This is a genomic window from Burkholderia pyrrocinia (assembly GCF_003330765.1).
In the GTDB taxonomy this organism is placed as follows: Bacteria; Pseudomonadota; Gammaproteobacteria; order Burkholderiales; family Burkholderiaceae; genus Burkholderia; species Burkholderia pyrrocinia_B.
In genome coordinates, this window is record NZ_CP024903.1 from 782,133 (window position 1) to 797,522 (window position 15,390).

Annotated in this window: 14 protein-coding genes; all 14 read left to right on the forward strand. The window is 70.6% G+C overall.

Annotation, left to right across the window (positions count from 1 at the left end; all coding sequences use genetic code 11):
* Positions 1-86: 86 nt before the first annotated feature.
* The 14 genes from sctV to asnB all read left to right on the forward strand — a co-directional run bounded on the left by sctV (position 87) and on the right by asnB (position 15,362).
* Positions 87-2,294: a type III secretion system export apparatus subunit SctV gene (gene sctV, locus CUJ89_RS20990; protein WP_114179390.1), complete on the forward strand. Its 2,208-nt coding sequence runs from the start codon at positions 87-89 to the stop codon at positions 2,292-2,294.
* Positions 2,291-2,569: a type III secretion system export apparatus subunit SctS gene (gene sctS, locus CUJ89_RS20995; protein ID WP_034194311.1), complete on the forward strand. Its 279-nt coding sequence runs from the start codon at positions 2,291-2,293 to the stop codon at positions 2,567-2,569. The genes sctV and sctS overlap by 4 nt, the downstream gene beginning before the upstream one ends.
* Entirely contained in the window at positions 2,569-4,608 is a 2,040-nt protein-coding gene (sctC, locus tag CUJ89_RS21000; RefSeq protein ID WP_114179391.1) for a type III secretion system outer membrane ring subunit SctC, read from the forward strand. Before sctS ends, sctC begins: the two co-directional genes overlap by 1 nt.
* On the forward strand, positions 4,589-5,950 hold the full coding sequence (sctD, locus tag CUJ89_RS21005) for a type III secretion system inner membrane ring subunit SctD (protein ID WP_114179392.1): 1,362 nt from the start codon (positions 4,589-4,591) through the stop codon (positions 5,948-5,950). The genes sctC and sctD overlap by 20 nt, the downstream gene beginning before the upstream one ends.
* Before the next feature lie 141 nt (positions 5,951-6,091).
* On the forward strand, positions 6,092-6,304 hold the full coding sequence (locus CUJ89_RS21010) for a hypothetical protein (RefSeq protein ID WP_034180511.1): 213 nt from the start codon (positions 6,092-6,094) through the stop codon (positions 6,302-6,304).
* 148 nt (positions 6,305-6,452) lie between these two features.
* On the forward strand, positions 6,453-6,917 hold the full coding sequence (locus CUJ89_RS21015) for a hypothetical protein (RefSeq protein WP_114179393.1): 465 nt from the start codon (positions 6,453-6,455) through the stop codon (positions 6,915-6,917).
* A gap of 52 nt (positions 6,918-6,969) precedes the next feature.
* Positions 6,970-7,857, forward strand: a complete 888-nt coding sequence (gene sctJ / locus CUJ89_RS21020; protein WP_114179394.1) for a type III secretion system inner membrane ring lipoprotein SctJ — start codon at positions 6,970-6,972, stop codon at positions 7,855-7,857.
* Positions 7,854-8,603, forward strand: coding sequence for a SctK family type III secretion system sorting platform protein (locus tag CUJ89_RS21025; RefSeq protein ID WP_114179395.1), 750 nt, complete (start codon positions 7,854-7,856; stop codon positions 8,601-8,603). Before sctJ ends, CUJ89_RS21025 begins: the two co-directional genes overlap by 4 nt.
* Positions 8,585-9,214, forward strand: a complete 630-nt coding sequence (sctL, locus tag CUJ89_RS21030; RefSeq protein WP_114179396.1) for a type III secretion system stator protein SctL — start codon at positions 8,585-8,587, stop codon at positions 9,212-9,214. Before CUJ89_RS21025 ends, sctL begins: the two co-directional genes overlap by 19 nt.
* Complete coding sequence (gene sctN, locus CUJ89_RS21035; RefSeq protein WP_114179397.1) at positions 9,211-10,587, forward strand: type III secretion system ATPase SctN; 1,377 nt, start codon at positions 9,211-9,213, stop codon at positions 10,585-10,587. Before sctL ends, sctN begins: the two co-directional genes overlap by 4 nt.
* Positions 10,580-11,272 (forward strand): hypothetical protein, encoded by a 693-nt coding sequence (locus CUJ89_RS21040; protein WP_114179398.1) that lies wholly within the window; start codon positions 10,580-10,582, stop codon positions 11,270-11,272. The genes sctN and CUJ89_RS21040 overlap by 8 nt, the downstream gene beginning before the upstream one ends.
* Positions 11,266-12,075: a type III secretion system export apparatus subunit SctT gene (gene sctT, locus CUJ89_RS21045; protein ID WP_114179399.1), complete on the forward strand. Its 810-nt coding sequence runs from the start codon at positions 11,266-11,268 to the stop codon at positions 12,073-12,075. The genes CUJ89_RS21040 and sctT overlap by 7 nt, the downstream gene beginning before the upstream one ends.
* Positions 12,076-12,093: 18 nt before the next feature.
* Positions 12,094-13,125 (forward strand): EscU/YscU/HrcU family type III secretion system export apparatus switch protein, encoded by a 1,032-nt coding sequence (locus tag CUJ89_RS21050; protein ID WP_114179400.1) that lies wholly within the window; start codon positions 12,094-12,096, stop codon positions 13,123-13,125.
* Positions 13,126-13,394: 269 nt separating this feature from the next.
* Positions 13,395-15,362 carry an asparagine synthase (glutamine-hydrolyzing) gene (gene asnB / locus CUJ89_RS21055; protein ID WP_114179401.1) on the forward strand — a complete coding sequence of 656 codons (1,968 nt, stop codon included), beginning with the start codon at positions 13,395-13,397 and terminating at the stop codon, positions 15,360-15,362.
* The last annotated feature ends 28 nt before the right edge of the window (positions 15,363-15,390 follow it).

The window sequence follows — 15,390 nt, forward strand, 5'->3', positions numbered from 1 at the left end:
CGCTACACTCGTCCCATTCAACGGTCCGCGCGGCATGGGGCAGGGTTGCCCGTGCCAGCCGGCGATAACGACAGGACAACGGCACGATGGCAGAACCGAAGGCGCTCCTCCGCGACTGGCAGCGGTTGTTTTCCGCCGGCCGCGGCGTGTCCGGACGGCGTCTCGGGGGCGCGTCGCCGCGCGCCGACCTGTTCCTCGCGTCGTTCATCGTCGCGGTCGTCGCGCTGTTCATCTTGCCGTTGCCGCAGGCCGCGCTCGACGGGATGATCTCGCTGAATCTCGCCGCGAGCGTCGTGCTGCTGACGGTGTCGACCTACGTGCCGTCGGCGGTCAGCTTCTCGGCGTTCCCGGCACTGCTGCTGTTCACGACGCTGTTCCGGCTCGCGCTGAACATCGCGTCGTGCAAGCTGATCCTGTTGCACGCGAACGCCGGCCACGTGATCGACGCGTTCGGGCGGCTCGTCGTCGGCAACAACGTGGTGGTGGGCGGCGTGGTGTTCCTCGTGATCGCCGTCGTGCAGTTCATCGTGATCGCGAAGGGGTCGGAGCGGGTGGCCGAGGTCGGCGCGCGCTTCTCGCTCGACGCGATGCCGGGCAAGCAGATGAGCATCGACGCGGACCTGCGCGCGGGCATCATCAGCGCCGATGAAGCGCGCGAGCGCCGCGAGCAGCTCGAGCAGGAATCGCAGATGCACGGCGCGATGGACGGCGCGATGAAGTTCGTGAAGGGCGACGCGATCGCGGGCCTCGTGATCGCGTTCATCAACATCGTCGCGGGGATCGCGGTCGGCACGCTGATGCACGGGATGGATATCGGCGAGGCGCTGCAGCGCTACGCGATCCTGACGGTCGGCGACGGGATGGCGTCGCAGATCCCGTCGCTGCTCGTGTCGATCGCGGCCGGCATCGTGACGACGCGGGTCGCGACGCGCGATGCGCGGCAGCGCCAGCTCGGCGAACAGCTCGGCGAGCAACTGGGCGCGCATCCGCGCGCGCTGCTGATCGCGGCGCTCGTGCTGGCCGGTTTCCTCGTCGTGCCCGGTTTTCCGAAATGGTCGTTCGCGCTGATCGCGCTCGGCCTCGGCGCGTTCGCGCTCTCGCAGCTCAAGCGCAAGACGACCGCGCCGAGCTTCAACCTGATCCAGGTCGCGGGGCGCGTCGGCACGGCCGACGACGGCCAGCCTGCGAAGGTGTCGCTCGCGGCGGGCGTCACATCGCTGATCGCGGTGTCGCTGTCCGACGAACTGCGCACGAGCCTGAACCTCGCGCAACTGCAGGCCGCGCTGTCGAGCGCGAAGGCGCGCGTCGACGCGGACATCGGCACGGTGTTCCCGCGCATCACGCTGAACGACGACGAGGCCGCGGCGGCCGGCACGTACCGGATCTACCTGCAGGACGTGCTCGCCGCGCACGGCGCGCTGAAGCCGGGCTGGCTGCTGTGGGACGGCGTCGCGCCGCTGCCCGAGCGGGCGGAGCGCCAGCCGGCCGAGGCGTTCGGCCCGTTCGCGACCGCGTTGTGGATCAAGCCCGACGGCGCCGCGCCGGACGGCAAGTGGCTGTCGAGCGAAAGCGCGCTCGCCGCGCACGTCGAGCAGATCGTGCGCCAGCATGCGGACGAACTGCTCGGGATCCAGGAGACGCAGGCGCTCGTGCATCTCGTGCGCCGCGATCACCCCGAACTCGTGGGCGAGCTGACGCGGCTCGTGCCGCTGCAGCGCATCACCGAGGTGCTGCGCCGGCTGCTCGCCGAACAGGTGCCGATCCGCAATTTGCGCGTGATCTTCGAGAGCCTGATCACGTGGGCGCCGAACGAGCCCGACGACGTGATCGCGCTGGTCGAACTCGTACGCGTCGACCTGCGCCGGATGATCACCGACCGCCATGCGGGCACGACGCGCCAGCTGCGGGTCGTGCTGTTCGAGCAGAACCTGCAGGAGCGGATCGAGAGCGCGGTGATGCGCACCAAGCAGGGCAATTTTCTCGCGCTGTCGAGCGGGGTCAAGCAGGACATCGGCGAGCAGGTGCGCGCGATCGTGCAGGCCGCGCAGGCGGCCGGCCCCGGCGGCCACGGCAATACGCAAGGCGTGGCACGGCTCGCGGTGATGGTCGCGCTCGGCGCGCGCCGTTACGTGAAGACGATCCTGCAGCCCGTGCTGCCCGAACTGGCGGTGCTGTCGTATCAGGAAGTCGAGGAGGACGTGCAGCTGCACACGGTCGGCTGGGTGAAGAACCCGCCGGACGACGGCACGATCGGCGCGGGCGCCGACGTGCGCGTGCCGGGCGCCGTGCAATGACGAGCTCGACGATCCTCGACCTGACGCGGCAGGCGCTGATGCTCGTGCTGCTGCTGTCGCTGCCGATCGTGGCGATCGCCACCGTCACGGGCCTCGTCGTCGCGATCCTGCAGGCCGTCACGCAGGTGCAGGACGCCAATATCGGCATCGCGGTGCGGCTGATCGCCGTGATGGTCGCGCTCGTGCTGCTGTCGGGCTGGCTCGGCGGCGAAGTGCTGCGCTTCGCGCAGCAGGCGCTGGAACGCATGTTCGTTTCTTCCACAGGAGTTCTTTGATGCGTCGACGCGTCGCCTCGATCCGGTTTCAACCGCGCAGCCTGCAACGGGCCGCGCTTGCCGTGTGCGCGACCGCGCTGCTCACGGCGTCGCTGTGCATGGCGCCCGCGCAGCCGGCGCGTGCCGCGGACCTGCGCTGGCGCAACAAGCCGTTCACGATCGTCGCGAACGGCAAGAAGATCGGCGACTTCATCCGCGAGCTCGCGTCGTCGCAGGGCGTGACGGCGGTGGTCGACCCGAAGGTCGACGGCGTGATCAGCGGCCGCTTCTCGGGCACGCCGCAGCAGACGCTCGACACGATCTGCTCGACCTACGGGCTCACGTGGTACTACGACGGCTCGTTCCTGTACGTCGATCCGGCCGACCAGTCGCAGACGCAGATGATCCCGATCCCGCCGAATGCGGCCGGCGAAATCGGCCGCGCGCTGCAGGCAATGCAGATTCCCGACAAGCGCTACACGCTCGTGATCAACGACCGCGCGAACAGCGTGTACGTGGCCGGCCCGCGCCGCTACGTCGAGCTCGTGCGGCAGGCGGTCGGCTCGGTCGGCGATCCGTCGGCGAACGGCGCGCACGCGGATATCCGCGCGTTCCGGCTGAAGTACGGCTGGGCGTCGGACTTCACGATCAATCGCTCGGGCAAGGAAGTGACGGTGCCGGGCGTCTCGACGATCCTGCGCCGGCTGTTCGGCAAGGGCGGCGGCACGAACGCGCCGCCGTCGAGCACGCCGCTCGGGCAGGCCGCGCGCCAGGTGAAGCTCGGTTCGGGGATGACGATCGCGGTGCCGCGCCTCGACTTCCCCGATATCTCCGGCGGCCCGCGCACGGGCGGTTATTCCGGCGACACCAGCGCGGGCGGCGGGTTCTCGCCGTTCGCGAGCGCCGGCGGCGGCGACACGCTGCCGCAGATCGTCGCCGACCCGGCGATCAACGCGGTGATCGTGCGCGACCTGCCGGAGAACATGTACCGCTACCAGTCGCTGATCAACCAGCTCGACGAGCGGCCGCGCATCGTCGAGATCAACGTGACGATCATCGACATCAACGAGGATTCGCTCGACAGCCTCGGGATCGACTGGCGCCTGCACACGACGCACGGCGACGTGCAGATCGGCAACGGCCAGAACCCGCTGAACGGCAACACGCAGTACAACGGCGCGGGCAATCCGCCGCTGACGTTCGGCGTCGGCACGTCCGAAACCGGGCAGACGGGCACCTTCCTGCCGACCGGCATCGCGCTGACCGCGTCGATCGGCGGGTCGCTGCGCAACTACCTGCTCACGCGCGTGAACGCGCTCGCGCAGAAGGGGCAGGCGCAACTGCGTTCGAAGCCGAAGGTGCTCGCGCTCGACAACACCGAGGCGATCCTCGAGAACCTCACGCAGTTCTACGTGCAGGTGCAGGGCTACCAGGATTCGTCGCTGTACAGCGTGACGACCGGCACCAGCATCAAGGTGACGCCGATGATCGTCGACGAGGCGATCCGCAACGCGGCCGCCGTGTCCGGCAATCCGCAGAGCGTGATGATGTCGATCGACATCCAGGACGGCAACGTCGTGCCGGGGCAGGCCGTGTCGAACGTGCCGGTGATCCAGCAGCGCAACATCGTCACCAAGACGATGATCGACGAAGGCAAGAGCCTGCTGATCGCGGGCTTCAACGACGACGAGGTGAAACTGAACAAGAGCGGCGTGCCCTGGCTGTCCGACATCCCGCTGATCGGCAACCTGTTCAAGTACACCGACAAGTCGGGCAACCACATGGAGCGGTTCTACCTGCTGACGCCGCGCGTGGTGACGACCGCGTCGATGTATGCGCCGGACGGCTCGCCGGTGAACCCGGGCGCCGACGGCCCGGCCAATCCGGAAGGGATGTCGATGTACCGCCCGCCGGACAACGACATCGCGGTGCCGCTGACACCGAAGCCGCTGCCCGGCACGAAGTTCGGGCCGCCCGCGCTGCCGCCGCCGAAGGATGCGGCATCGCAGCCGGCAGCGACGACCGCAGGAGCGTCCACCCATGTCGACGACCATCATTGACCCGCACGGCGACGGCGCATTGCCCGGCGGCGCGGGAGGCGCGGGGGCCGGTCCGGCCGCGCTCGCGTCGCCGTGGAACCTGTGCTTCCTGAGCGGGCCGATGTATGGCCGCACGATGTCGCTCGCGCGCGGCGCGAACTGGGTCGGCACCGCGGCCGATTGCGAAGTGATCCTGCCCGATCGCGAGATCGGCGCGAAACAGGTGTGCCTGCAGGTCGGCGCGCTCGCGGTGACCGTGCAGAACCACGGCGGCGAGGCCGGCGCGCCGGTGCTGTTCAACGACGAGCCGCTCGGCACGGGCCGCCGTTCGATGACGCCGCACGACGTCGTGACGGTCGGCTCGATCCGGCTCGGCATCGCGCGGCACGCGCAGGCGAGCGTCGCGCTGCCCGACGAAGCCGATGCGCCGGACGCCGCGCGCGAGGCCGCGTGGCTCGGCTGGCTCACGGGCGGGCTGCGCCGCCTCGGCAGCCGGCGGCTGGTGATCGCGCTGGTCGCGCTGTGGATCGGCGTGCTGCTCGGCGCGCTCGGCTACGGCTTCGTCACGTGGTCGGGGCGCCTGCCGTGGCAGCACGAATCGGTGCTCGCGCGCACGCACCGGCTGCAGCAACTGCTGCACGCGTATCCGGAGCTGGCCGTCGCGCCGCGCGACGACGGCGTGATCGTGTCGGGCTACGTGAGCGATCCGGCCGCGCGCGAACGCGTCGCGCAGATCGTCGCAGGCGTCGACAACGCGGCGCTCGGCAACATCTACGTGGTCAGCGATCTGGTCGCGACCGCGCAGACCTATTTCAGCGATACGGCGCTGACGGTCGCCTATCTCGGCCGCGGCCGGATCGAACTGACGGGCGCGGCCGCGCGCGCGCAGATCGAGCCGCGCATCCGCAACTACATGAAGGACGCGCGCCCGGCGCTCGAAGTGGTCGATCACGTGCGCGATGCCGATCCGGCCGCGCCGCGCACGACGACGACGCTCGGCGGGATGGCCGGCATTCCGGAGATCACGACCGTGTTCGCCGGCGACGGCGACCAGCGCTACATCGAGACGGCCGACGGCAGCCGCTATTTCGAGGGCGCGCGGTTGAAGGACGGGCCGACGGTCGTGTCGATCGGCCCGGACGAAGTCGTGTTCGAGCGCAACGGCCAGCGCATCACGATGCCGCTCGGCGGCTCGTCGGCGAACGCGACCGCGCCCGAACAGGCGCCAGTGCCGCCCGTAGCGCCGCTCGCGAGCGGCGCGGCGGCCGGGGTCGCGCAGCCGGTGCCGGGGCCGACGCTGTTGCCGGATGCGCCGGCGGCCGGTGCCGCGACGGCGGGCGTATCGAAGGAGGCGGCGCACTAGCGCCGCGACAGTTCATGCGCATCGCGCGGCGCGCGGTGCGCGCATTACGCGGGGCGTCGCATCGGTGCGGCGGCTCACGTCGCCGGCGGGGCATGGGGCCGTCGCCGGAAGGTGGATGAAGTTCACGTTAAGGAGCAAAACATGGGTACCCAGGCCGCAGGTGGTGCAACCAACACGAACCAGGTCCAGCAGCAGGCCGACGACCTGACCAAGACGCAGCTCGAACTGACGAAGATCAACTTCCAGGTCCAGCAGTCGACCGCGACGTTCGAAACCAGCAACGCAGTGACCGCGCAGGAGGGGACGGCGAACGCCCAGGTGGCGCAACACCTGAGCTCAGCCGGCCGCGCATGACGCCGGTCGCCGGCCGCGCCGCGTGCCACCGTGCGCCGGGTCTGCCCGCCAAGGGTGCCCGGTGGCGGGTGCGCGCGTGCCGGCCGGCCTGTTACGGGCGGCCCGACCGATCCGGTCCGGCGCCTGCCAGCCAAGGAGGGCATGGATCATGTCAGTGACAGGCGTAGGCGCGGCGGCGCCGGGCGCGGCCGCGCTCGCGGGCGCCGCGCAGCAGACGGGCGCGGCGTCCGATCCGGCGCAGGTGCGCCAGTTCGATGCGCTGATGCAGCCGGGCGCGCCGCCGTCTTCGTCGGGCGTCGCGATGTCGCGCGCGCCGACGGACGCGGCGCCGGCCGTGCAGATGACGCCCGCGCAGGCGAACCAGTCGTCGCTCGTCGAGCGGTTGCGCACCTACGGCAACGATCTCGACGCGCGGTACGCGAACATCGACAAGCATCGCGGCGAGATGCTGACGTCGATGGCGGACAACCGCAGCGATCCGCTGATGACGATGGTGAAGGCGATGGATTTCCAGTGGACGGCGACCACCACGATTTCGGAATACCAGTTGAGCCTGTCGGTCGCGCAGGCGGCGAACGGCTTCACGCATACGGTGCTGAAGACGCAGGAGTGAAAGTGTGCGCGTGGGCCTGATCAGGCCTCGCGCACCCTGAACCGGACAAACGATGACGACGATCGATTCGACGCCGCGCGCGCATGCGTGGCGCAGCCGGGCGGCGCGCACGCTGCTCGCGGGGCTGCTCGTGCTGTTGGCCGGGTGCCAGAAGGAGTTGTACTCGGGCCTGTCGGAGCGCGACGCGAACCAGATGGTCGCGGTGCTCGGCGACGCGGGCATCAGCGCATCGAAGGACAACGACGCGCGCGACACGTCGGACCGCAACGCGTGGCTGGTGAGCGTCGCGGACGGCGACATGCAGCCGGCGCTCACGGTGCTGCAGGCGAACGGGCTGCCGAAGCCGAGCTACGCGAGCCTCGGCGAGCTGTTCCAGAAGCAGGGCCTCGTGTCGACGCCGGCCGAGGAGCGCGTGCGCTACCTGTACGGCGTGTCGCAGGACCTGTCGCGCACGCTGCAGGACATCGAGGGCGTGGTCGTCGCGCGCGTGCAGGTCGTGATTCCGGAGAACGATCCGCTCGCGGACAAGATCAAGCCGTCGTCGGCGGCCGTGTATATCCGCTACCGGCCCGGCGTCGACCTGCGCGCGATGGCGCCGATGGTCAAGGATCTCGTCGCGCACAGCATCGAAGGGCTGCAGTACGACAACGTGTCGCTGTTCCTGCAGCCGGCCGCCGCGCGCGCGACGCGCGTGGACGGGATCGGCAGCGCGGTGACCGATATCGTGCGGCTGCGCTCGCCGCTCGGCTGGCTCGTGTTCGCGCTGATCCTGCTGACCTGCGCGGTGATCGCGCTGTCGGCCGCGCGGCGCGGCATGTTCGGCGCGCGGCTCGCGGGCCTGCTCGGCGCACCGCGCGGCGCGAACGGCGTTGGCGGTTCGTCCGCGCAGCAGGCCGGCGGCGGGCTGCGCACGCCGGACGGCGCGCGCGACGGCGCATGAGCGATCCGCACGCGCTGCCGCCGGGCGATGGGCCCACCCCACCCGATACGGCGCCGCTGCTGTGGCTGCAGCCGCTCGCGCCGCCGCCCGTCGCGCGGCGCGCGGCGTTTCATGCGCTCGTCTGCGACTTCAACCTGCGGCCCGACCGCTATCTGCACGTGACGCGCGTGCCGGCCGACTGGCCCGCGCGCTACCGCTCGCCGGACGCGTTCGGCGCGGCCGGCCGCAAGCTGCTTGCGCGGTACCTGCTCGATGCGCACGGCGTGGCCGGCCGGCACGACTTCGACGTCGCGAACCCGTGCGCGCGGCTCGCGCTGCTGCCGGGCGCGGCGCTCGAGCAACTGGCGTCGTATGCGGGGCTGCTGCTGCATCGCGCGTGGCTGCGCGACGCGCTGGCCGTGCGGCGCATCCGCGCGGAAGTCGCGGCGAGGCTCGGCGGCGACGCGCTGGAGCTCGCGCTCGAACGCGCGCCGGAATTCGGCGCGCTCGCCGACACGCTCGAGCCGTGGCGCGCCGATCCCGTGGCGCTGCCGGTCGTGATCCGCGCGCGCGGCGGGCGGCTGCTCGCGGATTTCATCGGCGTGGCGGGCGACGCGGTCGCGCGGCGCGCGCGCCTGAAATTCAACCGCGCGATCGACGACGAAGCGCCTTACTGGCTGAACCGCGCGCAGCGCGACCAGTTCGGCGAACTGCTGTTCCTGTTTCTGATTCCCGAGAGGCTTGCGTCATGGGATTGGCTTTTCTGATCACGAGCGACAACCTGCAGCTGCTGTCGGAGCGCAAGGTGCTAAAGGAGCGCGAATACGCGGCGCTGCTCGACGCGTCCGCGGTGATCGCGACCGCGCACGACGAGGCCGCGCGCATCGTCGCCGACGCACAGCGCGAATTCGACAAGCGGCAGGCGGCCGGCTACGACGAAGGGATGCGTCGCGCGCAGCGCGAGCAGGCGGCGCAGGCGTACACGCAGGCGCTCGCGGCCACGCGCACGATGGAGACGATGAAGGATGCGATGGCCGATATCGTCGTGAAGGCCGTGCGCGCGATCGTCGGCGAGATGAGCACGCAGAAGCTGTACGAGGCCGCGCTGGCGCGGATCGCGCCGCTCGTGCGCGACGAGGCGTTCCTGATCGTGCGCATCGCGCCCGGCCGGCAGGACGAGATGCGCGAGGCGCTCGACGGCGCGTTCGCGGGGCAGTCGAACCGGCAGAAGATCCGCATCGTCGAGGACGCGCAGCTCGAACGCCACGCGTGCACGGTCGAGACGCCGTCCGGGCGCATCGACGCGAGTCTCGACCTGCAGATCGACGCGCTGCGCCAGGCGATCCGCCGCGACGCGCTGAAGGGCGCCGCGCGATGAACGCGCCGCTCGACGATCCGCAGCCGTTCGGCGACGACGACGGCGCGCCGTTCGATCGCGGCCGCCTCGTCGGCGAACTCGACGCGGGGCTCGCGTTCTTCTCGCCGGTGTCGGTGCAGGGCCGCGTCAATCACGCGGTCGGGCAGATCCTCAACGCGACCGGCATCCGCGCGCGGCTCGGCGAGATCTGCGAGCTGCGCACGCCGAACCAGCCGACGCTGCTCGCCGAGGTGGTCGGCTTTTCGCGGCAGACGACGCTGCTCACGCCGCTCGGCGACGTGGCCGGGCTGTCGCCGGAGACGACCGTCGTGCCGTCCGGGCGCGAGCATGTGTTCCCGGTGGGCGAAGGGCTGTTCGGCCGCGTGCTCGACGGGCTCGGCCGGCCGCTCGACGATCGCGGGCCGGTGACGGGCGCCGCGTGGGTGTCGACGCAGCAGGACCCGCCGAACCCGCTCGCACGCAAGATGATCGACACACCGTTTCCGACCGGCGTGCGCGTGATCGACGGGCTGATGACGCTCGGCATCGGGCAGCGCGTCGGCATCTTCGCGCCGTCCGGCGTCGGCAAGAGCACGCTGCTCGGGATGATCGCGCGCGGCGCGCAGGCCGACGTGAACGTGATCGCGCTGGTCGGCGAACGCGGCCGCGAGGTGCGCGAATTCATCGAGCACAGCCTGTCGCCCGAGGTGCGCGCGCGCTCGATCGTGGTCGTGTCGACGTCCGATCGCCCCGCGATGGAGCGCGTGAAATCCGCGCTCGTCGCGACCGCGATTGCCGAACATTTCCGCGATGCGGGCAAGCGCGTGCTGCTGCTCGTCGATTCGCTGACGCGCTTCGCGCGCGCGCAGCGCGAGGTCGGCCTCGCGAGCGGCGAGCCGCCGACGCGGCGCAGCTTTCCGCCGTCGACGTTCGCGGTGCTGCCGCGGCTGCTCGAACGCGCGGGGCAGGGCGCGAACGGGTCGATTACCGCGCTCTACACGGTGCTGGTCGAAGGCGACGAGGAGTCGGACCCGATCGCCGAGGAAGTGCGCTCGATCCTCGACGGCCATATCGTGCTGTCGCGCAAGATCGCGCTCGCGAACCGCTATCCGGCGATCGACGTGCTCGCGAGCCTGTCGCGCGTGATGCCGCTCGTGTCGAGCCGCGCGCATCAGCATGCGGCCGCGCGCGTGCGCGAGCTGATCGCGAAGTACCAGGAGATCGAACTGCTCGTGCAGATCGGCGAGTATCGCGAAGGCAGCGACCGGCTCGGCGATCTCGCGCTGCGCGCGCGCGACGCGATCGGCGCGTTCTGCGCGCAGGCGTCGCACGAGGACGTGCGCTTCGATGCGCTGCTCGCGAAGCTGACGAAACTGGCAAACGATCATGTCTGAAGCCGACGATCGCCTCGTGCTCGCGACGCTCGCGCGCCTGAAGCGCGTGCGCGAGATGCGCAGCCAGATCGCGCGCGTCGCGGCCGCGCGCCAGCAGGGCATCGCCGCGCAGAGCCGTTACGTGCTCGATGCCGCGCACGCGCAGCTCGCGCAGCAGGTCGCCGCGAAGGCCGCGATCCAGACGCGGCTCGCCGACGACGTGCGCGAGGCGCGTGCACTGCAGAACGCGGCGGCCGACACGCGCACGTTCGACCGGCACATCGGCACCGCGAACGCGTCGGTGAGCGAAGCCGCGAACGTGCATCGCGGCCACGAGGCGACGCTCGCCGACCTGCAGCGCGCCGCGCGCAAGGCGAAAGCCGCCGAGGACAAGCTCGACAAGGCCGGCGAGAAGGCGCTGCACGCGCGTGCAGCGCGGGTCGAGCGCGACGCCGACGAAGTCGCGGACGGATACGCGGTGCGGCGCTTCTCGACGGCCGGGGTATGGGCGGGCGCGGCGGGCGCGGCAGTCGATGCGGGCGGCCACGCGGCCGCGCAGCCGGAAGCGGCCGCCGCGTTCGATGCGGAGATGGCCGCGCAGCCGGCCGATGCGCAAGCCGGCGCGGCGGATGTGATCGACGTGACCGACGCGGCCGCCCCGGCCGACGATGTCGCGCCGCCTGCCGCCGCGGAGCGCCGATGCTAGACCAGGCCGCGGGTTTCAACGACGTCGCGGGCATGCTGCGGCCGCTGCTCTATGTGATGCCGCGGCTGTTGCCGATCATGTTCGTCGTGCCGGTGTTCAACGAGCAGATCATCACGGGCCTCGTGCGCAACGGGATCGCCGTCGTGATCGCCGCGTTCGTCGCGCCGGCGATCGATTCCGCGCAGGTGGCCGCGCTGCCGTTCCTGATGTGGTGCCTGCTCGTCGCGAAGGAGGCGGTGGTCGGCCTGCTGCTCGCGGGCGCGTTCAGCGCAGTGCTGTTCGCGATCCAGGGCGTCGGCTACCTGATCGACTTCCAGACGGGCAGCGGCAGCGCCGCGTTTTTCGATCCGATGGGCGGACACGAGGGCGGCCCGACGTCGGGCTTCCTCAATTTCGTCGCGATCACGCTGTTCGTCACGGCGGGCGGGCTGCAGGTGCTGGTGCAACTGTTCGCGCAGTCGTACGCGTGGTGGCCGATCGGCTCGCTCGGCCCCGATTTCTCGTCGATGCTGCAGACTTTCATCGTGCGGCAGACCGACACGATCTTCGAATGGATGGTGAAGCTCGCCGCGCCGGTGACGATCGTGCTGGTGCTCGTCGAGCTTGGCATCGGCCTCGTCGGGCGCGCGGTGCCGCAGCTCAACATCTTCGTGTTCTCGCAGCCGCTGAAGAGCGCGCTCGCGCTGCTGATGATGGTGCTGTTCCTGCCGGTGGTGTACGCGGCGCTGCATTCGCTGCTGAGCCCCGACAGCGGGCTGATGGCGCTGCTGCGCGCGCTGTTCGCCGCGCATGGCGGCGCCTGAGCGCGCGACGGAGCCGACATGGCCGAAAAGGACCAGAAGCCGACCGCGAAGCGCCTGCGCGAGGCGCGCGAGAAAGGCGATGTGCCGAAGAGCGCGGAAACGATTTCGTCGGCGTTCTTCGTCGGCGTATGCGTCGCGCTCGCGGTGGGAATCGGCGCGCTGTTCGGGCGGCTGCAGGCGCTGTTCCGGCTCGTGTTCGACGCCGTCGGTGCGGCCGACCCGTCCGCGCGGATCGCGGTGCTGATCGACGGCGCCGCGCGCGACTGGGCGACGCTGTCTGCGCAGATCGTCGCGGCCGGGCTGCTGGCGGGCCTGCTGGCGGGCTTCGTGCAGGTCGGCGGCGTGATGGCATGGAGCCGCCTCGTGCCGCAGCTGTCGCGGCTCAATCCCGCCGAGGGGATGAAGAACCTGTGGTCGGTGCGCAACCTCGTCAATCTCGCGAAGATGCTGCTGAAGACGGCGCTGCTCGTCGCGACGCTCGGCTGGCTGATCGTCCAGTCGCTCGACCCGTCCGTGCAGTCGGGCTTCACGCGGCCGATCGCGATCCTCGCGCTGATCGTGAAGCTGCTGATGCTGCTGTTCGGCTGGGCCGCGCTGATCTACATCGTGATGGCGCTGATCGACATCGTGCACCAGCGGCACGAGTTCAACCAGAAGATGAAGATGTCGATCGACGAAGTGCGGCGCGAGCACAAGGAGGACGAGGGCGACCCGCACATCGAGGCGAAGCGCCGGCAGCTCGCGCGCGAAGTGCAGTTCGCGTCGCTGCCCGACCGGATCGGTTTCGCATCGGTGGTCGTCTATTCGCCGCGCGTCGCGGTCGCGCTCTATTACGGCGGGATCGGCTCGCTGCCGTGGGTGCTGGCGCGCGGCGAGGGCGAGGCGGCCGAGCGGATCGTGCGGCTCGCGCGCGACGCGCTGCGCCCGACGCTCGCGAACGTCGGGCTGGCGCAGGCGCTGTACGAGACGACGCCGGAGAACGGCACGATCCAGCAACAGCATTTCCGCGAGGTCGCGCAGTTGCTGAAATGGGCGACCGGCGCGGGTTGACGCAGGCCGCGGCGCGCCCGCCGGCGTGCCGTTTTTTCCGGTCCGCAGGCCTTCGCGGCCAGCCGTTTCGTTCCGATCCGATATGGCCCTTTGCGTGGCCATGCGCGCATGGCGCTTGACGCGATTTATTTTCCGGACCTTGCCGGAATCCACCGGTGAATTATTGCTGATTTATTTCTTCGTAATATGGCTTGACCGTCATGCCGGACGGCGGGCCGCGAGGTTGCGCCATGCGTGACGGAACAGGTCAACAGGGGCGAACAAATCAAATGTGTGGAATCGACGGCTTTTTGAATACCGTCGCCATCGATGAGGAGACAGCGCGCGGCACGCTCGCGCGAATGACGGCGAGCCTCGCGCATCGCGGGCCGGACGGGCAGGGGATCTGGGTCGACCCGGAAGCCGGCATTGCGCTCGGCCACCGGCGGCTTGCGATCGTCGACCTGTCGGTGCACGGCCGACAGCCGATGGCATCCGCGTGCGGCCGCTACGTCATGGTCTTCAACGGCGAAATCTACAACCATCGCGAACTGCGCGCGGAGCTGGAGCGCGCGGGTCGCGCACCGGCGTGGCGCGGCCACTCCGACAGCGAGGTGCTGATCGCGGCGATCGTCGCGTGGGGCGTCGAGGCGACCTTGCGGCGCGCGACCGGCATGTTCGCGTTCGCGCTGTGGAATCGCGCATCGCGGGTGCTGACGCTCGCGCGCGACCGGATCGGCGAGAAGCCGCTCTATTACGGCCGGATCGGCGACGCGCTCGTGTTCGCGTCGGAGCTGAAGGCGCTGCGCGGCTACCCGGGCTTCGACGGCACGATCGACCGCGACGCGCTGTGCCTGTACCTGCGCCAGTCGAGCGTGCCCGCGCCTTACACGATCTATCGCGGTATCCACAAGCTGCCGCCCGGCACCTATATCCAGTTCGAACATGCGCGCGACACGCCGCGCGTGCGCGCGTACTGGACGCTCGAACAGGCGATCGAGGACGGCCGCGCGCAGCCGTTCGAGGGCAGCGCCGACGAGGCCGTCGGCCAGCTCGACGCGATCCTGCGCCAGGCCGTCGCACGGCAGATGGAAGCCGACGTGCCGCTCGGCGCGTTCCTGTCGGGCGGCGTCGATTCGTCGACGATCGTCGCATTGATGCAGGCGCAATCGGCGGCGCCGGTCGACACCTTCACGATCGGCTTCCATGAGGCCGGCTACGACGAGGCCGGTTATGCGAAGGCCGTCGCGCGCCATCTCGGCACGCGCCATACCGAGCTCTACGTGACGGCCGACCATGCGCTCGGCGTCGTGCCGAAGCTGCCGTCGATCTACGACGAGCCGTTCGCCGATGCCTCGCAGATCCCGACCTTTCTCGTGTCGGAAATGACGCGCCGCCACGTGAAGGTGAGCCTGTCCGGCGACGGTGGCGACGAGCTGTTCGGCGGCTATACGCGCTACTTCCTGACGCCGCGCCTGTGGCGCAAGCTGCATCGCGTGCCGGCGGCCGTGCGTGCGCGGATCGCAGCCGCCTTGCATGCGCTGCGGCCCGATCACGCGGACCAGCTCGCGGCCGTCGCGCAGGGCGCGTGGGGCGGCGTGGAGGCGCGCGAATCGGCGTCGCGCATCGGCGACCGCCTGCACAAGCTCGGCCACGTGATGACGGCCGAGAGCCGTATCGGGCTATACCGGTTGCTGATGTCGTCGGTGCATCATCCGGAGCGCATCGCGCTGTCCGGGCAGGAGCCGCCGACGCCGCTCGACACGGTGTCCGCGTGGCCCGCGCACCTGAGCTTCGCCGAGCAGGCGATGGCGATCGATACGCTCACGTACCTGCCGACCGACATCCTCGCGAAGGTCGATCGCGCGGCGATGGCCGTGAGCCTCGAGACGCGCATGCCGTTCCTCGACCATCACGTCGTCGAATTCGCGTGGCGCGTGCCGGCGTCGGTGCGCTTGCCGGAGGGGCAGTCGAAGGCGCTGCTGCGCCGGCTGCTCGACCAGTACGTGCCGTCCGCGCTGATCGACCGGCCGAAGCAGGGCTTCTGCGCGCCCGTCGACCACTGGCTGCGCGGCGCGCTGCGCGACTGGGCCGAGGCGCTGCTGCGGCCGTCGCGGCTGCGCGAAGAAGGCTTTTTCGACGCGGCCGCGGTCGAGCGCCTGTGGCGGCAGCACCAGACCGGCCGGATGAACTGGCAGCACCCGTTATGGACGGTGCTGATGTTCCAGGCGTGGCTGGAGGCGCAGCGCGCGGGGTGACGCGGCGCGCCGCGCGCGGCCGGGGTTT